The 22791-nt window shown below is 67.3% G+C and carries 22 protein-coding genes; 8 read left to right on the top strand and 14 right to left on the bottom strand.

What is annotated here, in order from left to right:
- Positions 1–5: 5 nt before the first annotated feature.
- Positions 6–665: an ArsR/SmtB family transcription factor gene (locus tag ACFTSA_RS00330; RefSeq protein ID WP_377948547.1), complete on the bottom strand. Its 660-nt coding sequence runs from the start codon at positions 663–665 to the stop codon at positions 6–8.
- Between the two features lie 98 nt (positions 666–763).
- Entirely contained in the window at positions 764–1975 is a 1212-nt protein-coding gene (locus tag ACFTSA_RS00325) for an acetoin utilization protein AcuC (protein ID WP_377948545.1), read from the bottom strand.
- A 105-nt stretch (positions 1976–2080) separates the two neighbouring features.
- Here ACFTSA_RS00325 and ACFTSA_RS00320 point away from each other — a divergent pair, with 105 nt between their 5' ends.
- Together ACFTSA_RS00320 and ACFTSA_RS00315 are read left to right on the top strand one after the other, a co-directional pair.
- A complete protein-coding gene (locus ACFTSA_RS00320; protein WP_377948542.1) occupies positions 2081–3514 on the top strand; it encodes a TrkH family potassium uptake protein in 1434 nt (477 codons plus the stop codon).
- Positions 3507–4193, top strand: coding sequence for a TrkA family potassium uptake protein (locus ACFTSA_RS00315; RefSeq protein WP_003797805.1), 687 nt, complete (start codon positions 3507–3509; stop codon positions 4191–4193). Before ACFTSA_RS00320 ends, ACFTSA_RS00315 begins: the two co-directional genes overlap by 8 nt.
- A 190-nt stretch (positions 4194–4383) precedes the next feature.
- Here ACFTSA_RS00315 and proC read toward each other — a convergent pair whose 3' ends face one another.
- From proC to ACFTSA_RS00290, 5 genes are all read right to left on the bottom strand, one after another.
- Positions 4384–5217: a pyrroline-5-carboxylate reductase gene (gene proC, locus ACFTSA_RS00310; RefSeq protein WP_377948540.1), complete on the bottom strand. Its 834-nt coding sequence runs from the start codon at positions 5215–5217 to the stop codon at positions 4384–4386.
- Positions 5218–5727: 510 nt separating this feature from the next.
- Positions 5728–6720: a Ppx/GppA phosphatase family protein gene (locus ACFTSA_RS00305; protein ID WP_377948538.1), complete on the bottom strand. Its 993-nt coding sequence runs from the start codon at positions 6718–6720 to the stop codon at positions 5728–5730.
- 84 nt (positions 6721–6804) lie between these two features.
- Positions 6805–7254 carry an SseB family protein gene (locus ACFTSA_RS00300; RefSeq protein ID WP_377948535.1) on the bottom strand — a complete coding sequence of 150 codons (450 nt, stop codon included), beginning with the start codon at positions 7252–7254 and terminating at the stop codon, positions 6805–6807.
- 62 nt (positions 7255–7316) lie between these two features.
- Positions 7317–10040: a type I DNA topoisomerase gene (gene topA, locus ACFTSA_RS00295; protein WP_377948532.1), complete on the bottom strand. Its 2724-nt coding sequence runs from the start codon at positions 10038–10040 to the stop codon at positions 7317–7319.
- A gap of 174 nt (positions 10041–10214) precedes the next feature.
- On the bottom strand, positions 10215–10895 hold the full coding sequence (locus ACFTSA_RS00290; protein WP_377948530.1) for an ArsR/SmtB family transcription factor: 681 nt from the start codon (positions 10893–10895) through the stop codon (positions 10215–10217).
- A gap of 185 nt (positions 10896–11080) precedes the next feature.
- Between ACFTSA_RS00290 and ACFTSA_RS00285 the strand changes: the two genes are divergently transcribed.
- On the top strand, positions 11081–11389 hold the full coding sequence (locus ACFTSA_RS00285) for a hypothetical protein (RefSeq protein ID WP_377948527.1): 309 nt from the start codon (positions 11081–11083) through the stop codon (positions 11387–11389).
- 137 nt (positions 11390–11526) lie between these two features.
- On the opposite strand, the gene ACFTSA_RS00280 is transcribed toward ACFTSA_RS00285, so the two are convergent.
- Positions 11527–13143 (bottom strand): methyltransferase, encoded by a 1617-nt coding sequence (locus tag ACFTSA_RS00280; RefSeq protein ID WP_377948526.1) that lies wholly within the window; start codon positions 13141–13143, stop codon positions 11527–11529.
- Between the two features lie 148 nt (positions 13144–13291).
- On the opposite strand from ACFTSA_RS00280, the gene ACFTSA_RS00275 reads away from it, so the two are divergent.
- The 3 genes from ACFTSA_RS00275 to ACFTSA_RS00265 all read left to right on the top strand — a co-directional run bounded on the left by ACFTSA_RS00275 (position 13292) and on the right by ACFTSA_RS00265 (position 15051).
- Entirely contained in the window at positions 13292–13900 is a 609-nt protein-coding gene (locus ACFTSA_RS00275) for a hypothetical protein (protein WP_377948525.1), read from the top strand.
- 10 nt (positions 13901–13910) lie between these two features.
- Positions 13911–14354: a hypothetical protein gene (locus ACFTSA_RS00270; RefSeq protein WP_377948524.1), complete on the top strand. Its 444-nt coding sequence runs from the start codon at positions 13911–13913 to the stop codon at positions 14352–14354.
- A gap of 133 nt (positions 14355–14487) precedes the next feature.
- Complete coding sequence (locus tag ACFTSA_RS00265; RefSeq protein ID WP_377948522.1) at positions 14488–15051, top strand: hypothetical protein; 564 nt, start codon at positions 14488–14490, stop codon at positions 15049–15051.
- Positions 15052–15060: 9 nt separating this feature from the next.
- Here the strand turns inward: ACFTSA_RS00265 and ACFTSA_RS00260 are convergent, their stop codons facing one another.
- Positions 15061–15957, bottom strand: a complete 897-nt coding sequence (locus ACFTSA_RS00260; protein ID WP_377948520.1) for a rhodanese-related sulfurtransferase — start codon at positions 15955–15957, stop codon at positions 15061–15063.
- 124 nt (positions 15958–16081) lie between these two features.
- Between ACFTSA_RS00260 and ACFTSA_RS00255 the strand changes: the two genes are divergently transcribed.
- The gene (locus ACFTSA_RS00255; RefSeq protein WP_377948517.1) at positions 16082–16774 is read left to right on the top strand and encodes a GNAT family N-acetyltransferase; all 693 of its coding nucleotides are present in this window, start codon (positions 16082–16084) and stop codon (positions 16772–16774) included.
- A 69-nt stretch (positions 16775–16843) separates the two neighbouring features.
- Entirely contained in the window at positions 16844–19228 is a 2385-nt protein-coding gene (locus ACFTSA_RS00250) for a DEAD/DEAH box helicase (RefSeq protein WP_377948515.1), read from the top strand.
- A gap of 28 nt (positions 19229–19256) precedes the next feature.
- Here ACFTSA_RS00250 and ACFTSA_RS00245 read toward each other — a convergent pair whose 3' ends face one another.
- The 5 genes from ACFTSA_RS00245 to ACFTSA_RS00225 form a co-directional block, all read right to left on the bottom strand.
- A complete protein-coding gene (locus ACFTSA_RS00245; RefSeq protein ID WP_377948512.1) occupies positions 19257–19652 on the bottom strand; it encodes an Rv3654c family TadE-like protein in 396 nt (131 codons plus the stop codon).
- A complete protein-coding gene (locus ACFTSA_RS00240; protein WP_377948510.1) occupies positions 19649–20092 on the bottom strand; it encodes a TadE family type IV pilus minor pilin in 444 nt (147 codons plus the stop codon). The genes ACFTSA_RS00245 and ACFTSA_RS00240 overlap by 4 nt, the downstream gene beginning before the upstream one ends.
- Positions 20093–20232: 140 nt before the next feature.
- On the bottom strand, positions 20233–20520 hold the full coding sequence (locus tag ACFTSA_RS00235; protein WP_377948507.1) for a DUF4244 domain-containing protein: 288 nt from the start codon (positions 20518–20520) through the stop codon (positions 20233–20235).
- A gap of 472 nt (positions 20521–20992) precedes the next feature.
- Positions 20993–21607 (bottom strand): type II secretion system F family protein, encoded by a 615-nt coding sequence (locus tag ACFTSA_RS00230; protein ID WP_377948504.1) that lies wholly within the window; start codon positions 21605–21607, stop codon positions 20993–20995.
- Between the two features lie 42 nt (positions 21608–21649).
- Entirely contained in the window at positions 21650–22240 is a 591-nt protein-coding gene (locus ACFTSA_RS00225; protein WP_377948502.1) for a hypothetical protein, read from the bottom strand.
- Positions 22241–22791 lie beyond the last annotated feature (551 nt).

Below are 22791 nucleotides of genomic sequence, written 5' to 3'. Positions count from 1 at the left end.
CCGCGTTACTTTTTGCGGCCGAACTTGGGCAGGTTCGCCAGCAGGTCCGCGGCCTTCGTCGCGGCGCGGCCCACGGTGCGGCCGATCTGCTGCGGGACGGTGTCGTCCTGGGCGGCGCTTCCAGGCACCTGACCGCCCGGAACCACGACGGCGGGACTCAGCTGGCCGCTCGCCGGTCGCCCGGGTGCGTGGGTGGCGTCGTCCGCGGTGCCGGCACGTGCCGCGGCTGATTGGGCCCCCGCTGCCGCGAACGCGTCCGGGAGCTCTGCGGCCTGCCCGGCCGCGGCCGACACGGGGGTCCCCGCTGCAGGGCTCGCAGTGGCTGCGGCCCGCGCCGACCCGGTCTGGGCTTCCTCGGCCTGCTGGGGTGCGGCGTCCGGTGACGCTGAGGCGGAAGCCACCCGTCCGACGTCGAACGTCTCCAGCCAGCTTGCGACGCCGGCCAGCGGCTTGGGATTGAGCGCGTAGTAGCGCTTCTGGCCCTGCGCGCGCATGCTGACGAGGTCTGCTTCGCGCAGCACCTTGAGGTGTTTGGAGATGGTGGGCTGGCTGGCGGCGAGCTCCTCGACCAGCTCCCCCACAGCTTTGTCCCCCGACTGGAGAGACACGAGAATGTCGCGCCGCGTTGCCTCAGCAATGACGGCAAATACGTCGTCTGTCACCATGAGACCCACCCTAGCGACATATACGCCGAATGGCATCTACTATTTCGCCGGTGGTTGGGCCCGTGAAGGACGGGTCGCCCAAGGAATTAGTCAGGGAACTAGTCGAACCAGGGATCCAGGCCGTACAGCGGGAAGACTTCCTTGCGTGTGGCCATCACGGTGCGGTCGATGTCGTCGTTGGGGTCGAATCCCACTTCCCAGGAGCGCCACCAGACGTCGGCGTCGTCGCCCATGCTCTCGGGGGTGTTCACGCCGTAGCGCTCCTGAACGTACGTCCGCCATGCCTCCGGCACCGGCGTGCGGAGCGGCACCGGACGGTTCGCGGCGATGCCGATCAGGTGGCTCCACGTCCGCGGCACCACGCCCGTGATGTGGTACCCGCCGCCGCCGGTGGCGACCCAGCGGTCCCCGCAGTACCGGGCCGCGAGGTTCGCGACGGCGACGGCGGCTTCGCGCTGCCCGTCCACGCTGACGTTGAGGTGGGTCAGCGGATCGAGCCGGTGCGAGTCGCAGCCGTGCTGGCTGACGATGACCTCGGGAGAGAAGGCACCCACCAGCTGGGGGACCACAGCGTGGAACGCACGCAGCCAGCCGGCGTCTCCCGTTCCCGCAGGCAGCGCCACGTTAACCGCGCTGCCCCTCGCCCCGGGGCCGCCGATCTCATTGGCGAAGCCGGTGCCGGGGAACAGCGACATGCCGGTCTCGTGCAGCGAGATGGTGAGGACGCGCGGGTCGTCCCAGAAGATGCTCTGCGTCCCGTCGCCGTGGTGGGCGTCGACGTCGATATATGCCACGCGCTGCACGCCGCCGTCGAGCAGTTTCCGGACGGCCAAGGCGGCATCGTTGTAGACGCAAAAGCCGCTGGCGCGGTCCCGGGACGCGTGGTGCAGCCCGCCGCCGAAGTTCACGGCCCTGACCGCCGAGCCGTCCAGGATGGAACTCGCCGCAAGGAGGGAGCCGCCGGCCAGGCGGGCTGCGGCCTCGTGCATGCCGGCAAAGGCCGGGTCGTCCTCGGTGCCCAACCCGTAAGACCCGTCCGCGGCGTCGGGGTTGTCGCTGGCCCGGCGCACCGCTGCCACGAAGTCGGGGCTGTGAACGGTGGTGAGCTCACCATCTTCGGCAACGTCCGGGGCGGACAGCGTGACGTGGGCAAGGTCCAGCAGACCCAGGCTCCCGGCCAGTCGGGCGGTGAGGTCCAGGCGTTCAGGCGCCATTGGGTGGCCCGGGCCGAAGTTGTACGCCGTCATGGCGGCGTCCCACACCACCGTCGTTGGCAGTGCGGGGAGGCTGAGTCCGGGCTGGAATGTCATTACTGACAGGCTACCGGAGCCCGGTCTGCCCCTTGGCCCGGCCACGGCGGAGGGTTTAGTGGTTTACTACTGGAGGAAGCAGAGTCAATCGAGGAACAGCCGCACATGACGCAAAGCCAGTCGAGGTCCAAGAGCCCGGCCAGCTGGCAACCCGCAACGCCGGAGCGTGAGGGCCTGTGGATATTCACGGGCATCCGTGACTTCATCGATGACATTGCCAACACGTCGCCGGCCCGCCTTGCCCTGAGCGCCTTTGTGGTGGTCATCGTCCTTTTCACCGCCCTCCTGTCCCTGCCGGCATCATCGGCGACGGGCGACTTCACTCCGCTTCACCAGGCCCTCTTCACCGCGGTCTCTGCCGTCTGCGTCACGGGCCTCACAGTGGTGTCCACCGCCGTGCACTGGTCCTTCTTCGGGCAGCTGATCATCCTCGTCGGCATTTTCGTCGGCGGCCTCGGCACGCTGACGCTGGCCTCGTTGCTGGCCCTGATGGTGAGCAAGAAGCTGGGCGTCAGGGGCAAGCTCATCGCCCAGGAAGCCATGAACAACGCGGGACGACTCGGTGAAGTGGGTACCCTGCTGCGAATCGTCATCACCACGTCTGTGGTCATCGAGGCCGCCCTCGCGATCGCCCTGATCCCGCGCTTCATGGTTCTCGGAGAACCCTTTTGGCAGTCTGTCTGGCACGGCGTCTTCTACGCGATCTCGTCCTTCAACAACGCCGGCTTCACCCCGCACTCGGACGGCATCGTCCCCTACGAGACTGACCTCTGGATCCTGATTCCGCTCATGCTCGGCGTGTTCCTGGGCAGTCTGGGCTTCCCCGTCGTCATGGTGCTGCAGCAAAACGGGCTCAACTGGAAAAAGTGGAACCTGCACACCAAGCTCACCATCCAGGTCTCCTTCATTCTGCTCGCGGCCGGCACCGTCCTGTGGGCGCTCATGGAGTGGGACAACACCCGCACCATCGGGAACATGAGCCTGGGCGACAAGATCACGCACTCGCTCTTCGCCTCCGTCATGACGCGCTCCGGCGGCTTCAACCTGGTGGACCAGAACCAGATGGAATCCACCACCAAGCTGCTCACGGACGCCCTGATGTTCGCCGGCGGCGGCTCCGCGTCAACGGCCGGCGGCATCAAGGTCACCACCATCGCCGTCATGTTCCTGGCCATCATCGCGGAAGCCCGTGGCGACGCCGACGTCAAGGTTTACGGCCGCACCATCCCCGAGGGCACCATGCGCGTGGCCATCTCAGTGATCGTCGCCGGCGCCACCTGGGTATCCGCGTCAGCCTTCCTGCTCCTGCACATCAGCGGGGCCTCCCTGGACCGGGTGCTGTTCGAAACCATCTCGGCGTTCGCCACCGTCGGCCTCAGCACCAACCTCAGCGCCGAGCTGCCGCCGGAGGGCGTGTATGTGCTGGCCGTCCTGATGTTCGCCGGCCGCGTCGGCACCGTCACACTTGCCGCCGGCCTGGCCCTGCGCCAGCGCAGCCAGCTGTACCACTACCCGGAAGAGAGGCCCATCATTGGCTAATTCGTCAGGCGCCCCCAACCGCCCCGCCCACAACGCACCGGTCTTGGTGATCGGCCTGGGCCGTTTCGGTTCCTCCACCGCCGAACAGCTGGTGAAGCAGGGCCGTGAGGTGCTGGCCATCGAGCGCGACAGGTCGCTGGTCCAGAAGTGGTCTCCCGTCCTGACCCATGTGGTGGAGGCGGACGCCACCAACATCGACGCGCTGCGGCAGCTGGGCGCGCAGGAGTTCAGTTCAGCCGTGGTTGGCGTGGGCACGTCCATCGAGTCCTCGGTGCTCATCACGGTGAACCTGGTGGACCTCGGCATCGAACACCTGTGGGTCAAGGCCATCACGCCGTCGCACGGGAAGATCCTCACCCGGATCGGCGCCAACCATGTCATCTACCCCGAGGCCGACGCCGGCGTCCGCGCCGCGCATCTGGTCTCCGGGCGCATGCTGGACTTCATCGAGTTCGACGACGACTTCGCCATCGTCAAGATGTATCCGCCGCGTGAAACGGTCGGTTTCACGCTGGACGAGTCCAAGGTCCGGTCCAAGTACGGCGTGACCATCGTGGGCGTGAAGTCCCCGGGCGAGGACTTCACCTACGCCCGGCCCGAGACCAAGGTGTCCGCCCGCGACATGCTGATCGTTTCCGGCCACGTGGACCTCCTGGAGCGGTTCGCCGCCAGGCCCTAACGGGTTGGCAAAAAGCCCGACGACGGCGACCCGCCGTCCCGCAAACGCACCACCCGCCGTCGCGCCTGACTTTCCACCCGCCGTCGGGAGTTTTTGTCCAGATATCGGGCCCTCAAGGGCCTTGAACCCGCGATATCTGGACAAAAACTCCGATGTGCCGGCGCGGAAGGTGGTGGGGTACCGGTGGGGACTACCCGAGCTGCTTGGTGATCTCGGCAGAGCGGTCAGCCGCGGCGCGGGCGCCCGCGGCGATGATTGCCGGCAAGCCGCGCTCATCGAACGTGGCGATGGCCCGCTCGGTGGTTCCGTTGGGGCTGGTCACGGCTTTGCGCAGGGCCGCCGGTTCGGCTCCGGGTTCCGCCAGCATGAGGCCGGCTCCCGCCACGGTCTCGCGAGCCAGCAGGAGCGCCAGCTCCTCGTCCAGGCCCAGTTCAACGCCGGCGGCGGCCATGGCCTCGGCCAGGTAGAACGCGTAGGCAGGACCGGAACCGCTGATGGCACCAAGTGCGTCCACCTGCTCCTCCGGGATTTCGACGACGGTTCCCACTGCGCCGAGAATGTCTTTGGCCCGCTGGAGCTGCTCGGGCGAGCAATTGGTGCCGGCAGACACCGAGACCACACCGCGCCCCAGCTTCGCCGGGGTGTTGGGCATCGTCCGGATCACCGGCTGGCCCGCGGGCAGGGCAGCTTCGAGCTGGGCGATGGAAACGGCGGCGGCAACGCTGATGACGATCGTGTCCGGGGAAAGTGAGCCGCTGACTTCCCGGGCCAGCTCCGCGATGCCCAAGGGCTTCACGCCGAGAATCACGATGCCGGCACCCTTTGCCGCCTGCTTGTTGTTGTCAGGTTCTTCGCTGCCCGCGATGGCCGTGATGCCGGCGTGCCGTTCGGCCAGCTCCGCAGCCCGCTCCGCGCGGCGGACGGTGGCCACGATCTCCATGGGATCCGTGCCGCCTTCCAGCAGGCCGCCCAGGATGGCCTCGTTCATTGATCCACAGCCAAGGAATGCGATTCGGTTGCTCATTGCTCCATCATTGCAGTTCAGCACGCCGGATGCAGACCGCGGCCACTCACAGGAAGCTCACATGTTGGTCGAAGGCTCCACACACCTTCGGCCCCTAACTTAGTTATTACCTCATTGAGGGTGCGAGTGATGAAGCAGGCATGGGGATGCTTGTCAGGCACCGACGGTCTGCAGTGGTTTTGCCCATTTTTCTGCAGCAGACTGTCGGTGTCTTTGCTTTTAAGCTCCTCCTGCGGCGGCAAACAGAATTCCCAGCCTGCTTTCAGGTAAATCCCGCAGAACACCCATACTCCCCCGCTAGAGTCATAGACGCCTCACAGGTGCGAGTGATGGAGCCGGTCCTTCGGGACTGGCGAGGCGCCGGTCGGTTGCAGAAGTGTTCCCCCCAGCTTCTTCTGCGTAGCCGGCCGGCGCTTACTCGTTTAAGACAGCGGCTTTAAGACAGCGGCTATAAGGCAGCGGCTATAAGACAGCGCCCAGATCGCCCGGCCACCGGACGGCAGGTAACCGCTAGAGGGCGGGCAGCGCCGAAACCTGCGGGACGCCCACATGCGGTGCAGGTTCCAGCGGGCCGTCAAAGACCAGCTGGTCGAGCCGCCGGAGAATGAGGCCCTCGCGCAGCGCCCACGGGCAGATCTTGATTTTCTTGTACTCAAAGAGCTCCAGGGCCGCTTCAGCCACCAGCGCACCGGCGAGGAGCTGGTTTGCCCGTGCCTCGGAGACGCCCGGCAGGTGCAGCCGGTCTTCGGACTTCATGGCGGAAATCCGCTGGGCCCAGATGCCAAGGTCCGTGCGGTTGAGGTCGCGCTTCACGTACGGGCCTGCGGCGCTGGGGGCCGCCCCGGCGATCCGTGCCAGGGAGCGGAAGGTCTTGGAGGTGCCGGCCACGACGTTTGCCCTGCCCACCTCGTTGAAGCTGCGGACCACCGGCTTGAGGGTGGTCCGGATGTACCGGCGGAGTTCCTTGACGCAATTCGCGGACGGTGGATCCTCGTGCAGCCAGTCGCGGGTCAGCCGGCTCGCGCCCAGGGGCACGGAGGTTGCAAGTTCCGGCAGTTCGTCCTGCCCCAGCGCCATTTCGAAGGAACCACCGCCGATGTCGAAGTTCAGGACGGTGCCGGCGCCCCAGCCGTACCAGCGGCGGACGGCGAAGAACGTCATGGACGCTTCCTCGCTGCCGGTGAGCTCCTGCAGCGTGACGGTGGTTTCGTGCTTCACCCGGGCCAGCACCGCGGCTCCGTTGGTGGCCTCGCGGATGGCTGATGTACAGAAGGCCAGCAGGTCGTCGGCCTTGTGCCGGGCTGCGAACTCCCAGGCCTCGAGCACGAACTCCGTGAGCTCGTGCTGGCCGGCGTCCGTGATGTTGCCGTCCGCATCGAGGTACTGCACCAGCGAGAGGGGGCGCTTGTGCGAGGCGAAAGGCACCGGCCGTGCGCCGGGGTGGGCATCCACCAGCAGGAGGTGGACAGTGTTTGAACCGATGTCGAGGACGCCTAGCCGCATCCTGCCATTATTCCTCCCGCCGGCGCAGCGGACACAACCCGTCGCTTACATTGCGGGCTTTAGTCTGCAGACAGCCGCGTAGGGTTACTCGCCTTCGAGGCCGGCAGGGTTGGGGTCCACTTCATCCGCGCGCTTGAAGTCGCGCTTGATGTTGGCGATGCCCTCGGGGTTGATCTCAAAGCCGTAGGCCGCACCCGGGTTGATGACCATTCCCAGCTCATCACCGATGTTGGCGATGATCGCCGCGCCTTGAGTGCCCAGCACGTTCGGGGCGGCCTCCAGGTACTCCGCGTCCACCCGGCTGGGGCGCGAGAACACCGCGAGGACCGGCTGGCCGTCCGCGTTGCCCAGCACCAGCGGCTCAACCTGCGAGTCCTCGCCTTCGAGCGCGTCGGAACTGATGATGTAGACCTCGTTGTTGAGGAACGACAGGATGACGTCCACCGGATCGGCGTCCGGCTGGCCGCCCCGGGCCAGCTTCTCCTCAAGGTCGTTCAGCGGCGTGGTGTCTGCAGGTTCCTGCTGTTCAGTCATGCATCTACTCGACCACGTCGCACGGCACGAAGCAATTCGCTTCCCTTTCCAGCTCCTGGCCCCTACTTCTTCGCTGCCGCCTTCTTCGCCGGGGCCTTGCGCGTGGCGGTGCGCTTGACCGGGCCCTTGGCCCGCTTTTCGGCCAGAAGCTCGACGGCGCGTTCCCGGGTCAGTTCCTCCAGGGAGGTGCTGCGGGGCACGGTGATGTTGGTGATGCCGTCGGTGATGTACGGACCGAAGCGGCCCTCCTTCACCACGATATTCTTCTCCGACACCGGGTCCGGACCGAACTCGGCCAGCGGCGGCACCGCGGCGCGGGCACCGCGCTGCTTGGGCTGGGAATAGATCTCCAGCGCCTGCTCCAGCGTAATGGTGAAGATTTCCTCTTCCGAACCGATGGACCGCGAGTCCGTGCCCTTCTTCAGGTACGGGCCGAAGCGGCCGTTCTGCACCGTGATCGGATTGCCCTCGGCATCCTCACCGAGCACGCGCGGCAGACTCATGAGCTGCAGCGCCTCGTCGAGGGTGACAGATTCCACAGTCATGGACTTGAACAGCGAACCGGTGCGCGGCTTGGCCTTGACCGGCTTCTTCGGCGGCTTGGGCTTGCCGTTCTTGTAGTACTCCACGGGCAGGTTGGCCAGCTGCTCCTCGGTCATCTCCGGGATGATCTCGGTGACGTACGCGCCGTACCGGCCGTTCTTGGCGACAACCGTGTGCCCGGTGTGCGGATCGGCACCCAGGACCCGTTCCTCCGGAGCGGCGGTTTCCATGAGCTCCACGGCCTTCGCGGCGGTGAGCTCGTCCGGGGCGAGGTCCTCCGGGACGTTCGCGCGGGCCGACTCGACAACCTCACCGGTCTTGGGGTCCACTGTGGGCAGCGAACTCTCCAGGTAGGGGCCGAACTTGCCGACGCGCAGCGTGATGCCGTCCGCGATGGGCACGGAGTTGATCTCCCGGGCATCGATCTCGCCCAGGTTGTTCACGATGCTCAGCAGGCCCGGATCGGCCTCTTCACCGTAGTAGAAGTGCTTAAGCCACGCGGCGCCCACGGCCTGGCCGTTGGCGATCTTGTCCAGGTCGCCTTCCATGTCGGCTGTGAACTCGTAGTCCACATAGTCCGTGAAGTGCTGCTCGAGGAGCCGCACCACGGAGAAGGCAATCCAGCTCGGCACCAGGGCCGAGCCCTGCTTCCGCACATAGCCGCGGTCCTGGATGGTGGAGATCGTGGAGGCGTACGTGGACGGGCGTCCGATGCCCTTCTTTTCCAGCTCCGCGGTCAGGGAGGCTTCGGTGTAGCGCGGCGGCGGGGAGGTTTCGTGGCCGACGGCGATGATGTCCGAGGCGGTCAGCCCGTCACCCTTCGCGACGTTCGGCAGGCGGCGGGCCTCGTCGGAGTCGTCGTCGCCGCGGCTTTCGTCCTTGCCTTCCTCGTAGGCTGCCAGGAAGCCGGGAAACGTGATGACGGTGCCGGAGGCCGAGAATTCGGCGTCGCGCCCGTCGGACGCCACCGCGCCCAGGCGGATGGTGGCCGTGGAGCCCTTGGCATCGCCCATCTGCGAGGCAACGGTGCGCTTCCAGATCAGTTCGTAGAGCCGGAACTCGTCACCGCTGAGCTGCTTGGCCACCTGTGCGGGGGTCCGGAAGGAGTCGCCGGCGGGACGGATGGCCTCGTGGGCTTCCTGCGCGTTGGCAGCTTTGCTGGTGTAGACGCGGGGCGACTGCGGAACGTACTCGGGCCCGTACAGCTCGGCGGCCTGGCGGCGCGCGGCCGTGACGGCCTCGTCGCTCAGCGCCGAGGAGTCCGTACGCATATAGGTGATGTAGCCGTTTTCGTACAGCCGCTGGGCGATCTGCATGGTGCTCTTGGACGAGAACCGGAGCTTGCGGCCTGCCTCCTGCTGCAGCGTGGAGGTGGTGAAGGGCGCGGCCGGGCGGCGGGTGTACGGCTTGGTGTCCACCGAGCGGACTCGGAAGTCGGCGTCCTGCAGGGCCGCAGCCAGCGAGGTGGCGAGTTCCTCGTTGAGGTGCGCCACGTTGCGCGAGGTGAGTTCGCCGTCGTCGTTAAAGTCCCGGCCGGTGGCGACCTTGGCACCGTCAACGGCGGCGAGTTTGGCCTTGAACGAGCCGGCATCGGCACCGAACTGGCCGGTCAGGTCCCAGTAGGACGCAGCCTTGAACGCCATCCGCTCGCGTTCGCGGTCCACCACCATGCGTGTGACCACGGACTGCACGCGGCCGGCGGACAGACCGCGCGCCACCTTGCGCCACAGCACCGGGGAGATCTCGTAGCCGTAGAGGCGGTCCAGGATGCGCCGGGTCTCCTGCGCGTCCACCAGGGCGGCATCGACGTCGCGCAGGTTGTCCATGGCGCGATGGATGGCTTCCTTGGTGATTTCGCCGAAGGTCATCCGGTACACCGGGACCTTGGGCTTCAGGACCTCCAGGAGGTGCCACGCGATGGCTTCGCCCTCGCGGTCCCCATCGGTTGCGAGATAGAGCGCGTCGGCGTCTTTGAGCTGGGCCTTGAGCTCGGCCACCTTTTTCTTCTTGTCCGGGGAGACGACGTAGTAGGGCTTGAAGTCGTTTTCGACGTCGACGGCGAACTTGCCCAGGGAGGTTTTCTTCAGGTCCGCGGGGAGCTCGGACGGCTGCGGCAGGTCGCGGATGTGACCGATGGAGGCCTCGACAATGAAGCCCTCGCCCAGGTACTTGGCGATGGTCTTGCTCTTGGCCGGAGACTCCACGATCACGAGTTTCTTGCCGGTTTTGGCCTTGCTTGGCACAGTGCTCCTACAGAAAAAGGTTGCTCGGGCAGATCAGCCCATATTGGCCTAGTTCACCATATTTTGCAGAATTCTGCGCAGTCATGTGGAAAACGGTGGCCCCCATCACGGGCCGGGCTGCCGGCTGCCCGGCCGCGTCTCCGAGGACCAGCGCGGGGCTGTCCCCCGCGCTTGTCAGGCGCCTTCGCGGCCGCCCGCGGCCCCCGGCAGGGTGCGGTCGTCCGGAATCAGGGACCACATGGTGGCGGTCCGCTCGGCACCGGGCGGAATGCGGCTGGGATCCTCCAGTTCGTAGTCCCGGAGCAGGTCAAAAACCCTTTCGGTCAGTTCGCTGCGCTGCTCGGCCGTCAGGTAGAGGAGGTTGCTGGCGAGTAGAACCGCCGACGCCGGCTCCCCTGACTCACCGCGCCGGCGCTGTTCGTCCCGGGCCCGGGCGTAGGCGCTGGCGCGGCGGCGGAACGCATCCAGTTCGAGGTCGATCACCGCAAAGTCCGGGCCCGCCACGGCCCCGCCCGAATTGATCGCAAAGTCAGTGCCGGCGGCCTTCCAGCGGCGTTCGCGCGCGTCGGCGGACGCCTCGGCCGGGACCACGATGCCCCACTTCTGCAGCGCCCGCAGGTGGTAGCTCATCGCGCTCGGGGTGAGCCCTGTCTGCTGGGCCAGTTCCGTGGCCGTGCGGTTGGACTGGGTGGAGTACAGCTCGGAGATCACCTCCAGGCGCGCGGCATGGGCCAGGGCCCGGATCGCTTTGGGGTCGGTGATTTCCACCTTCTTTTCCGGCCGGTTTTTCCGGCGCGGCGCGGCGTCCGACGGCGGGGTGCCCGCCGGTGCCGAAGACGGCCTGTCAGTACTCACTTCTTCAGTCTACGCAGCATCAGGAAGCTCTGAAAGAAATGCTTGATATCCAAACTCCCGGACCCGCCGGCTTGCCCCGGAAATACTAAGCATGCTTTGCTTACATGCGTAAACAGACCTCCCGCAAGCAGTTCGCGGCGGGGCAGCCAGTGTTGGCAGCCCCGTGAGAAGCCCAAAGGATGACCATGATTACCCTCGACGAAGACGCAGTGACGCCGGCAGGCCTGCCCGCCCTTGACCTGACGGACGCGCGCCACGGCACCGGCACCAGCGGCTCCCTGCTGGCGGGACCGGGCACCCCGCAGCACTGCCGGCGGCCGATGCAGCGTCTGGATCAGGAGTTCTCCCTGGAAATGGCCATCCGGGTGGACGGCGAGCGCCTGATCCGCTCGGTGAAGGCCGTGGGTGCCGCCGACGCCGTGACGTACCGCTGCATGTGCGGCTTCACCATGGACGTCCCCGCTCCAGGGATGGACCGCGCCCTGATTAACTGACGGGCCCTGCCCCTTTACTGACGCACTGCTGCTTAACTGAGTGCTCCGGCCGCGCCCTGGGCGCGAACGGGCACTTGTGGCCCCGAATCCGCTGGGATTTGGGGCCACAACTGTCCGTTCGCGCCGTGGGAACGCTGTCAGTCCGGAGAAGCGGGGAGCAGGAATCCGTCCCGGACCAGATTGGCCACCTCGGTGAGCAGACCGGTCCGGAAAGCATCGCCGTCGAACTCCTCTGTCCCGCCGAGCAGCGCCTCAAGGGCCCCGATGATCTGTCCGGCGGTCAGGTCGCCGTCGCACGCGGAGACAAAGCCCGCCAGTTCGGTGCTGAGCAGGTTAGTTCGGCGGAGACCCGATCCCTGGCGCAACAGGATGACGCCGGGGTGTTCGGCGCCGGGGCGCTGGTGGCGCTCCTCGGTGACGTCTTCGGCCACGAGCAGGTGGGCCGCGGCGACGTCATGGTCCGCCAGCCAGTCAGCCCTGTCGACCGCTGCCCCCAGGTGCGGCCCGACCGGTTGTTCAATCGGGTACGTAATCTCCTCGAAGCGGTGGATACGCCGCGCACCGGCAGGCCGCCGCAGGAAGATCATTCCGAAGCCGATCCCGGCAACATTCCGCGAGGCGAAATCCGCCAGATACGCGGCGTAGGCCTCCTGGTAGTGCCGGCGGTCCCGGGCTTCGGAGGCATCCTGCAGCCAGGTCTCGGCGTACTGCTCCGGCCCCACCTGTTCGCGCTGAATGAACCACGCGTCGGTGTCCGGACCGGCCCAGCTTTGCGGCCGTTCATCCCACGTTGAGCCGTCCGGGATCTCCCAGTTGCCCAAAAGCTGGGCTGTTCCGCCCGGGGCCAGCACCTCCGGCAGGGAGCGGATGAGTGACGCGACGATCTCGTCCCCCGGCAGGCCGCCGTCGCGGTAGGTGAACTGGTCAGCTGCGGCCTCGCCCGCAGTGCGCGGTGTGATGACGAAAGGCGGATTGGACACGACGAGGTCGAACGCCTCGCCGGCAACGGGCTCGAGGAGCGATCCGAGGCGCAGGCTCACCCGCTCGTCGGGCCGCACCGGATTGATGTCCAGGGCTTCGGCATTGAGCAGGAGGTTGAAGCGCGTGAAGGCGAGGGCGCGCTCGGAGATGTCCGTGGCGGTGACGTGCCCGCTGTGCTGCAGGAGGTGGAAGGTCTGGATGCCGCAGCCGGTGCCCAGGTCCAGCGCTCTTCCGGCGGGCCGGCGGATGGTCGACTGGACCAGGGTGGTGGACGCCTGCCCGATGCCCAGGACGTGGTCGTGCCTGAGGACGCCGGGCCGCTGGTGTGCGGCGAGGTCGCTGGCCACCCAGATTTCGACGCCGCCGTCGCCGGAATCCCAGCCGTAGGGGCGCAGGTCCGCCTCGGCGGCCACCTTTGTCCCGGTGATTTTCGCCAGCCCCAGCGCTACGAGGCCTTCGGCGCGGGTCCGCGGCAGCGCGCCGTCGAGCACCGCCGCTTCCTGCGGCACGGCCAGAAGCCAGAAACGCACGACGGCGGCCAGGGCCGCGGTGCGCGGCTCGCCGGCGGCTGCCGCTTCCGTCGCGATCAGTGCCGGGATGAGCTGGTCACGGTTGAGGGCCGCGTACGCCGGCTCCCCCAGCAGGTCTGCCACGCCTTCCAGGGTGTAGCCCGCCTCGCGGAGGTCCGCGGCCAGCGCCTGCAGGAGGTCGGGCAGGTCGCTGCGCGGTGCGTCGGGAGTGTTGCCGGCGGTGAAGTGCGTTGGTTCGGTCACCGGCCAAGTCTATTTCCCGGCCATGCCTGCGTGCCGGTCGCGTGATGGTCGCGACTGCGTGCCGGCCATGCTCCTTTCGGCCGCCTCGGGCCGGGGCCCCTTGCTGTGGTGCCTGATGATTGTCGGCGGCTGGGGCTACAGTGGGGCCATGCTCGGAACCCAGGCAGTGGCGGCCGATCCCGATTGGCTGCGGTACGCGGTGGCCTTCGCACCGCTGTTGGCCGCCGTCATTGCTGCCTGGATCGCGTGGCGGACGCTCGCCCAGCGGCGCGAGGCTGACCGGCGGGACCAGTGGTGGAAGCGGACGCAGTGGGCCATCGACCTTGCCATGGACCGCGACTCCAGCAGGGCCGTCGTTGGCCTGGTGGCACTGAAGCACCTTGCGGCCAGCGATCTGTGCACCGACGAGGACTATGAGTTGCTGGACAAGATCGGCGGCGCCAAGATCGATGCGCTGACCCTGTCCGAGGAAAGCGCCCGGCGGGAACCGGCGGAGAAACACCTGTCGAATCATGGGACCCCGGACCGGGAAGCTGCGGAACCGCAACTGCCACATCGGGAAACCGCCGCTCCACTGCGCACAGCGGGACGGGCCGCTGTCATCCCCGTGACCCTGGAGTCCCGGGGCGAACGGGTTCTGGCGGACTCCGCGGGCACGGCCAAAGTACTGGTCGAGGCAGACAGACTTGTCTCTTTCGTGGCCGCGCGGCGGGACGCAAGGAGGGGCACGGACTCCGGCGCCAGCTCCAACGGGTAAGTTTGAAGTCATGCCTGACCGTTCACCCTTGATTTCCCGTGCCCTGGGCGGGGCGGCCGCATCCGCCGCCATTCTGCTGGCCACTGTTGCCTGCTCGTCCGTGGTGTCCGTCGAAAACGCCGATGTTCCGCAGTGGCGGGCCACCGCCCTGCCCTCCGACAGCCAGGCAGTGCTGGAGGATTCCGGCAAGATCCTCAACCGGAACAGGATCGTCCAGGAGGCGGCCAGCGTCCCGGCGGGTGACTACACGCTGACCATCACGTGCGACGGCGGCGGCAAGGCGTTCTTCGCCGTGACGCTGGCCGGCAAAGAGCTGACGGAAGCCGGAGCGGCCTGCAACGGCAGCCGGGAAACCGCGAGGATCACCGTGCCGAAGACCGGGCACATGGAGATTAGTGCGTCCAGCGTGGACGCGCCGCTGCTGTACGCCTATCACCTGGTTCCTGCGCGCTAATCCGGCACCGATTTGGCGGCGAAGCCATGCGCATCGCGCATGTCGGGGACGGCGGGGCAGAAGTTTTTCTTCCGGTGGATTCCCATCTGCACCGGCTCTGTACCGGCGCCTCCGGGAGGCCTAAAGTCGGGGTATGCCCGCGGTGCGGATGGCCTCCGCGCATCGTTTCCTGGGGCGGGCGCAACGCAAGCGTTGGCTGCGGGCGCCGGCAGCCGCCGTCGTGCTTTTCTTTGTGCTGGTGGCAGCCCTCCTGGGCGGCTGTGAATACAGCTACGACGACGGCCGGGGCGAACTTCCGGATGCCGCACCCGCGGTGACGGATCCCGTGTTGCCGCATGATCCGCTGGAGAACCAGCCCGTCTCGGGTCAGGAACTCACCGAATGGGCGAAGGAAGTCCTGCCCGACGCCGAGGGACAGGTCTTCCACACCAGCTACGGGAGCGTTGCCAGGGGCCGCAGCAAGACCGAATCCACCAAGCAGCTGCCCGGCGGCACCTACTCGCTCATCCTTGCGTGCCGGAGCGAGCGGCGGGTTACTTTCACCATCCGCGATGCGGAGTTCGCCCTGGTGGACCTGAGCCTCCGCTGCGGGACGTCGCGCGTCAATGTGGTGCACCTGGACGAGGACTCCGTGCTTCGGGTGACGGTGGAGGCGCGCTCGGACGCGAACTTCGCCTACCGGATCAGCCGGATCTGACTCTGCAGCTCAGGCGGCGGCGCAGCCGTCCGGGCAGCGCAGGGTTTCCGGGTTGGCGGCGCACCCGGCGCAGTACAGGGTGAGCGTGCGGCAGCTGGGGTTCGAGCAGTTCTCGAACTTGCTCGTGGGCGCCTGGCAGCGGACGCACTCGCCGATGGTCTTGGCATCCCCGCTGAATTCGAGGTGCATGCGCTTGTCGAAGACGTAGAGGGAGCCTTCCCAGAGGCCCTGGTCCTTAAACTTTTCGCCGTAGCGCACGATCCCGCCGTCCAGCTGGTACACCTCTTTGAAGCCGCGGTTCACCATGAGGCTGGACAGCACCTCGCAGCGGATGCCGCCGGTGCAGTAGGTGACCACTGGCTGGTCCTTGAGGTGGTCGTATTTGCCGGAGTCGAGTTCGGTGATGAAGTCATGGGTGGTGGCGACGTCGGGGACGATGGCGTCCTTGAACTTTCCGATCTGTGCTTCGAACGCGTTGCGCCCGTCGAAGAACACGACGTCCTGGCCGCTGGCCTTCTTTACATCGACGAGTTCGTGGAGTTCCTCGGGCAACAGGTGCGTCCCGCCTCCCACGACGCCGTTCTCGTCCACCTTCAGCTCGCCGGGCGCGCCGAAGGACACGATCTCGTTGCGGACCTTGACGCTCAGCCGGGGGAAGTCCTCCGCCCCGCCGTCGGACCACTTGACGTCGATGCCGTGGAAGCCCTTGTATTCACGGGTGGTCTTCACGTACTGCTTGACGGCCCCGATCTCCCCGCCGACAGTGGCGTTGATGCCGTCCTTGGAGATGAGGATCCGTCCCGTCAGGCCGAGCTTTTCGCACAGGGCACGCTGCCAGAGCCGAACAGCGTCCGGGTCTGCGATGGGAGTAAAGCCGTAAAAGAGTACGATTCGGTTCAAAGCCACGTATTTAAGGGTACTTGGTGGCCGCCGGGGACGGATTCGGACCGGGCAAGAGCCTCCTATCACAATTGCATAAGCAAGCGCCAAAGCTCTGTTGCTTATGACAGCGCTGGAATACCCTCAACACATGACGCCAGAAGCCATGGTTGGAGACATCACTCATCTGCTTGAAGTCTGGGTAGCCGGTTGGGCTGGCTGCCGGGGCTACGAGACGCGCACCGAGGGACGGTTCCCCGCCGCCTTGCGTGCGGACACGACCGGGGACTGGGAATACTTCGCCTCCGATCCCACGGACGCCGAGTTCGCAGACCTGGCAGCGAAGACGGCAGAGGCCCCCAAGCGGGTCCTGACCATCCTGACCAACGATGTGGGGCGCTACAAGCTCCTGGCTGAGCAACACAACCTCAACGCCACGTCAGCGTCCCAGACCATGATGGTCGTGGACATGGAAACGCAGGATGCAGAGGACCCGTGGCTCTCGGACGACGACCTGTCCCTGAAAACGTGGGAGTCAAACGGCGTCCACTTTGCCGAAGTACGCTCGGGGGACACTCTGGCGGTGAGCGGCCGCGTGGTGGTCATCAACGGCACCGCGGTGTTCGACAAAATCGTCACGGAACCCTCCTTCCAGCGCCGCGGACTGGGCAGCTTCATCATGAAGGCGCTGGCGGCCCAGGCGTTCTCCCACGACGTGGAGGACGGACTCCTGCTGGCGTCCCTGGACGGACAGAAGCTGTATTCGCATCTGGGCTGGTCGTCGGTGTGCCACGTGCTGATGCTTTCCGCCTCCGATGAGGGGTCAGACCTCTCAGTGGTCTGACCCGCCCCGGGGCTCGCGCCCTCCGGGGCTTTGTCCTGGCGATTTTTGCCCGAATGAAAGAATGTTGGGGTGAACCCCCATGACTCGCTGATTCCGTTGCTGGGCCGTGGCCCGGACCCGGAGCAGCTCCGGCATGTGCGGACCATTCCGGCGCGCGCCGCCGTGCACGAGCCGTGGCCGGACTGGGCGCACCCCGACCTGGTCACGGCCTACGGCAAACTCGGCATCCACCAGCCATACCGGCATCAGATCCAAGCGGCGGACATCGCCCACGGCGGTGATCACGTGGTGATCGCCACCGGGACTGCTTCCGGGAAATCCCTGGCTTACCAGCTGCCGGCACTGGACGCAATTCACCGGTCCGAGCTCCGCGTCCTGTCCGACCCGGGAAAAATCCACGACGACGGCGCCGTGACGCTCTACCTCTCCCCCACCAAGGCGCTGGCGGCAGACCAACTTGCGGCGATCCGGTCCCTGAACCTCCCAACTGTCCGGGCCGAAACCTACGACGGCGACACCGATCAGGCCTCCCGCCGCTGGATCCGCGACCACGCGAACTTCATTTTGGCCAACCCGGACATGCTCCACTTCGGCATCCTGCCGAACCATGCCTGGTGGGCGGGGTTCTTCCGGCGCCTGCGGTACGTGATCGTGGATGAGGCCCACAGCTACCGAGGCGTTTTCGGCTCCCACGTGGCCAACCTGATGCGCCGTCTGCGGCGCATCTGTGCCTACTACGCGACCGACGGCAGCTCCGCCGGACCGGTGTTCATTGCGGCGTCCGCCACCGCTTCCGAGCCAGAGAAGTCCTTCGGCCGGCTCATTGGCGCCGCGGTCCGTGGAGTCTCGGAAGACTCCTCGCCCCACGGGTCCACGACAGTGGCGTTCTGGGAGCCTGCGCTCACCGAGGTCCGAGGCGAGAACGGGGCCAAGGAGCGCAGGACAGCCGTCGCCGAGACCGCCGACCTCCTGGCGAACCTTGTCTCATCACGGGTCCGGACCATCGCGTTCATCAAGTCCAGGCGCGGCGCAGAAACCATCTCCTCCATCACCAAACGGCTCCTGGACGAGGTCGACCCGAGCCTGCCGCAACGGGTGGCGGCCTACCGCTCCGGCTACCTCCCGGAGGAACGCCGTGCCCTGGAAAGGGCATTGCGGACCGGCCAGCTGCTGGGCATTTCCAGCACGTCGGCGCTGGAGCTGGGCATCGACATCTCCGGGCTCGACGCGGTGCTGGTGGCCGGCTGGCCCGGCACCAGGGCCTCCCTCTTCCAGCAGATCGGCCGGGCGGGCCGCGCCGGGCAGGACGCCATCGCCGCCTTCGTGGCCAGCGACGACCCTTTGGACACCTATCTGGTCAACCATCCCGAAGCCATCTTCGACGTGTCCGTCGAGGCCACAGTCTTTGATCCGTCCAACCCCTACGTCCTGGGCCCGCACCTCTGCGCTGCTGCGGCCGAGCTCCCGATCGGCGTGACCGAGCTGCCCCTGTTCGGCGCCACTGCGGAAAAACTCCTCGGGCAGCTGGTGGCGCAGGGTTACCTGCGGCGGCGCCCGGCCGGCTGGTTCTGGACCCACCCGCAGAGCGCGGCCGCCATGGTGAACCTGCGGGCCGACGGCGGCGGCCCGGTGAGCATTGTGGACGCGGACACCGGTTCGCTGCTGGGGACCATGGATTCGCCGCAGACGCACTACCAGGCCCATACCGGGGCCGTGTACGTCCATCAGGGTGACAGCTACGTGGTGGAGGACCTGAATGAGGACGATCATTGCGTGGTGGTACGCCGGGCCAACCCCGACTATTACACGACAGCGCGGGACGTGACGCAGATCGAGGTCCTCGAGACCCAGCGGACGGCGCAGTGGGGCGACGTGGCCGTGCACTTCGGCGACGTCAAGGTCACAACGCAAGTGATCTCCTTTCAGCGGAAGGCCCTGATTTCCAACGAAGTCCTGGGTGAGGAACCCCTCGATCTGGGAGCCCGCGACCTGTTCACCAAGGCCGTGTGGTTTGTGGTGGAAAACCGGTCACTCACGGGCGCCGGACTCATCGAAGCGCAGTTCCCCGGTGCCCTCCACGCGGCCGAGCACGCCGCCATCGGCCTGCTGCCGCTGGTTGCCTCGAGTGACCGCTGGGACATCGGTGGGGTTTCAACCGCAATCCATGCCGACACCGGGGTGCCGACGATTTTCGTGTATGACGGACATCCTGGCGGCGCCGGTTTTGCGGAGCGGGGCTTCGAGAAAGCCAAGGTTTGGCTGAAGGCCACGAGGGACGCGATTGAGGCCTGCGAGTGTGAATCCGGTTGCCCCTCCTGCGTCCAGTCACCGAAATGCGGCAACAAGAACAACCCGCTGGACAAGGACGCGGCTGTCACCCTGATCGATGTCCTGCTGAAGGACGCGCGGGACGCTGCAGCCCGGGAAGATTCCAAGGCGGGCGCGCAGGCGTAGGACGCGGTCGAGGTGGGAACAGGGCGCTTTAGGGCGGCGGTCCCGCCCTGGCACGGCCGGTGGCGACGCCCAGGAAGGGACCGGCAGCCAGCTCGGTACTGACTTCGACGGACTGGTCGCCTCCAGCGGTGCAACTGATGAGTGTTGCTTGGTGGCGGGCAGCCACGGCCGCGGCCACAGCGCACGGCTCACCCGCTGAGACACCGCGGAGCGCGTCAGCCGCGGCCAAGGCGGCGAGGTCGGCTGCGGCGGCGGCCCTGGACGCCGCCGCCGACGCCTGCGCCAGCAGGAGGAGCAGGGACATGACCATGACCACCACCATGCCCAGCGCTGCGGCCAGCACGGTGCCCGACCCGCGTTCGGATTCGACTCCGGACACGGGGTTACTGCGGCGGCCGCGGGGCTGTTGGCACCGCCGGCTCATAGAGACCGCCCGGCAGCAGTGCCATGTGCACGCCCCGCCAGTGCCGGCTGCCCAGGGAGGTCCGTTCCCGAGGTCGGTGCCGTTGCGGAACTCGGTGCCGTTTCAGGAGGCGGCGCCGATGACGGCGTTTCGCTTCGTGCCTCGGCCCTGGCAGTCAGCGTCCACGGAACCATGCGTCCCAGGGGCCCGGCCGCCCGGTCCGACACCGTGACGCTCATCCAGTCGCCGCCGGGCACCACTGCCGACGAGGCCGATGGGCCCGCCAACCTCCGGACAATACCGGCGACCGCGGCAGGGTCTTCACCCCTGGCGAGCGCCCTGGCGCCTGCCCGCGCAGCGTCCTGCAGCCGCAACTGGGTGATCCCCGCCGCAGACCCTGCCAGCAGCATCGCCAGAAGCAGCAGGACCGCCGGAAGAGCGACCGCAAATTCAGCGGTCACTGCGCCACGGTTCTTCCCGTGTTCGCTCTCGGTGCCGCGGGCCTTCCCCTGACCGCGGCTGCCGGCCTCTTCTCCGGACGGGCTCCTGTGCTGCCGGCAGGACTCAAGTCCGGCCGCCGTTAGGGTCTGCGGAGCGGGTTTCACGGCAGGGCCAGCGCCGTACGGATCAGGTTGAGCAGGAAGCCACGGACTTCGTCGCTTCGCAGGATGAACACCAGGAGCCCGGCGAAGCCCACCGCCGCCAGGGTCGCGATGGCATACTCGGCCGTCGCCATGCCCGATTCCGAGCCTATGAGGCGCCTGCGTGGCCGTGGCTTCACCCGCGGCGCGGTACTGGCACCCGGATAGATCTCCAGGACATCGGCTTTTTCGGAGTCCTGGCGTAAGGGCCGGGCAGCTTCACCCGGGGTTTGGTAGTTGAGGGACATAGATTTTCCTTTCTGGAGTTCCGGCGGAGTACCGGTGCTTTCGACTCTCCCGTCGTCCGCCAGGACCGGTAAGGCCTGAACTTCGCTAAGTGGAAAAGCACCCCGTTCGGCCGCATGTGGAGGGAAGGTGCCGGTGTACCCACCGACGGCCCCTGCGGACAGTGCGGCCGTCGGCAGTGTGCCATTACGGCAGCGTGGAGAGACTTTGGCCGGGCAGATGCCTGGCGAGGGCAAAGTCCCGGCGGCGGGGACATGGCAGCGCGAAGAAGCCGGCGCTGGGCCAATTTTTGGCAGCGCGAGAAAAGGGCTGGAGCACGCAGAAGAAACGAGCGGGGCCGGCCGGTCGGGCGCCAGGAAACGGAGGCGTCAGGAAACAACGGACCAGCCCCCGCGGACATCGGTGTGGGAGATCGCGGCGCAGTCTTCCGCACCAGGGGGTGATGTGGGGGCGGGTCTCAGCTGCCTGAAGGACTCAGCTGCCCGAAGGAACCAAGGCAAGCAGCACTGGAACGACTCCCAGGCAGATGAACGCGGGCAATGAGCAAAGCCCCAGCGGAACCACCAGCTTGACCCCGAGGGACGCCGCGCGCTTCTCCGCGGCCCGGAAACGTTCCCGCCTCATTCTGGCAGCCTGGGCATAAAGGATGGACGACGACGGCGCGCCAGTGAGCGCGGCGAAGCCCAAGGCATCCCGGAGGGCGAGTATTTCCGGCGAGCGCACGTCTGAACTCCGCCAGGCCGTCTCCCAGTCGGCACCAATAGCCATGGCTCCGACGACGGGCCGCAGGGCACGGCCGTACTCGGGTGAGGCCGCAGCAGCCACCAGTTCCAGGGCCCGTCCGATACCCGCACCTGCGTGCAGCATGGCGGCTATCAGCTCAAGCATCATGGCAGTATCCCGCAACCCCTGCGGCTGCCCTGCACAGGTCTGAGAGCCTTCGCCCCCATCCGCAACGCCATTGCCCGCCGGCAGGCCGCTCCGGCGGAGGAGCCCGGATCTTGCGTGAGCCGTTCCGCTAAACGCTAGGCCTGCGGCGGCCGCGAGCGCCAGGACGATGAGGAAGGCAGCCAGAACCGATCCGCTCATTGGCCTGATCCCGTCATGCCGGGCCACCCAACCGGCCGGTTTTCATGGTGCAGCCGCCCCGGCCGCTGCCTGCACAAGCTTTGCGGACCAGATGCGGCCAGCGAGCGTCAGTCCGATGCCCGCGACCAGCGCAACCACCCCGAACGGTGTGCCCAGCAACATTGCCAGCGGGTCCACGCCGAGGCAGGCACCCAGTCCGAGTCCCAGCAGGGGGAGCCAGGTCAGCAATGCGACCGTTGCCTTCGGTCCGGCGAGCGCCGTTTGCCGGGCCGCTTCGGCATCATCTTCAACCTCCAGCTGGGCCGCGAAGCGCGTCAGGACGTCAGCCAGAGGACAGCCGCTGGCTGCCGCTATCTCGAAGCAGGCCGCCAGTTCTGCCCAGATCCGTGGCTCCCGGCCGCCGGCGCGTTGGCGCGAAGTCGAACATGCCGACCGGATCGCCTCCGCTACCGGCGCACCCCGCAAGGCGGCTCCCCTGGCCGCTGACAGAACAGCCGCCGACCCGGGGCTGAGCCGTGGCCGGCGGGGGTCGTCATCTGCGGAGCCCTGCTCCACGTAGAGCTGCCACAGTTCGTCCCACAGCCGTGAAGGCGACCGGCCGCCCTTCAGCAGGGCGGCCAGTTGCTGAACCACAACCGTCAGGGATACGAAGGCTGCCTTACGGCGACGCCGGTCGAGGCCAAACCGGTCTCCGCCCGGAACGGCCGGCCTGCCGTTACGGCGAACACGGCCACCCGCTAAACCGCTGAGTCCGAAGGCACTGCGTGCTCGCCGAAGGGGCCCATAAGCAGGACTCAGCATCAGCCACGCGGCAAGCGCCAGTGCACCAACAAAGATTGCGGTCATGCTGCTGCCCTGCGGGCTCCGCGTTTTTCGCTCATGATCCCCGGACCTTCCTTGCCTGTTGACACTGTGACCGTGCCCGGGTGCGACTGCTGCGGTCCTCCAGCCGCTGGCCCGGCAACCGCGCCGGAGTGCAACTGTTCCGGCCCTCCAGCCGCTGGCCCGGCGACCGCGCCCGGGTGCGACTGCCGCGCTCCACCTGCCGCTGGCCCGTCCAGCCCGGAGTCGCGGACGGTTCCGGAAGCGCGGGCAGACGCGGTCAGGCGCGAGTCACGGACGGATCCTGCATCGCCGGCATGGCCGGAACGGGGACGGGCATCGCCGGCATGGATAAAGTCGCC

This window comes from Arthrobacter sp. NPDC057013, from assembly GCF_042674585.1.
Taxonomy (GTDB): Bacteria; Actinomycetota; Actinomycetes; order Actinomycetales; family Micrococcaceae; genus Arthrobacter.
The sequence above is the reverse complement of the archived record's forward strand: the minus strand, read 5'-3'. Positions and strand labels throughout refer to the sequence as shown.

Excerpts from the sequence above, each read along its gene's own strand:
- ACFTSA_RS00325 (WP_377948545.1), bottom strand. The coding sequence starts at position 1,975 with ATGACATTCCAGCCCGGACTCAGCCTCCCCGCACTGCCAACGACGGTG.
- ACFTSA_RS00305 (WP_377948538.1), bottom strand. The coding sequence starts at position 6,720 with ATGCGGCTAGGCGTCCTCGACATCGGTTCAAACACTGTCCACCTCCTG.
- ACFTSA_RS00230 (WP_377948504.1), bottom strand. The coding sequence starts at position 21,607 with ATGAGCGGATCGGTTCTGGCTGCCTTCCTCATCGTCCTGGCGCTCGCG.
- ACFTSA_RS00270 (WP_377948524.1), top strand. The coding sequence starts at position 13,911 with ATGCCTGACCGTTCACCCTTGATTTCCCGTGCCCTGGGCGGGGCGGCC.
- ACFTSA_RS00330 (WP_377948547.1), bottom strand. The coding sequence starts at position 665 with ATGGTGACAGACGACGTATTTGCCGTCATTGCTGAGGCAACGCGGCGC.
- ACFTSA_RS00265 (WP_377948522.1), top strand. The coding sequence starts at position 14,488 with ATGCCCGCGGTGCGGATGGCCTCCGCGCATCGTTTCCTGGGGCGGGCG.
- ACFTSA_RS00275 (WP_377948525.1), top strand. The coding sequence starts at position 13,292 with ATGCTCGGAACCCAGGCAGTGGCGGCCGATCCCGATTGGCTGCGGTAC.
- ACFTSA_RS00300 (WP_377948535.1), bottom strand. The coding sequence starts at position 7,254 with ATGACTGAACAGCAGGAACCTGCAGACACCACGCCGCTGAACGACCTT.
- ACFTSA_RS00235 (WP_377948507.1), bottom strand. The coding sequence starts at position 20,520 with ATGTCCCTCAACTACCAAACCCCGGGTGAAGCTGCCCGGCCCTTACGC.
- proC (WP_377948540.1), bottom strand. The coding sequence starts at position 5,217 with ATGAGCAACCGAATCGCATTCCTTGGCTGTGGATCAATGAACGAGGCC.
- ACFTSA_RS00255 (WP_377948517.1), top strand. The coding sequence starts at position 16,082 with ATGACGCCAGAAGCCATGGTTGGAGACATCACTCATCTGCTTGAAGTC.
- ACFTSA_RS00245 (WP_377948512.1), bottom strand. The coding sequence starts at position 19,652 with ATGAGCCGGCGGTGCCAACAGCCCCGCGGCCGCCGCAGTAACCCCGTG.
- ACFTSA_RS00320 (WP_377948542.1), top strand. The coding sequence starts at position 2,081 with ATGACGCAAAGCCAGTCGAGGTCCAAGAGCCCGGCCAGCTGGCAACCC.
- ACFTSA_RS00285 (WP_377948527.1), top strand. The coding sequence starts at position 11,081 with ATGATTACCCTCGACGAAGACGCAGTGACGCCGGCAGGCCTGCCCGCC.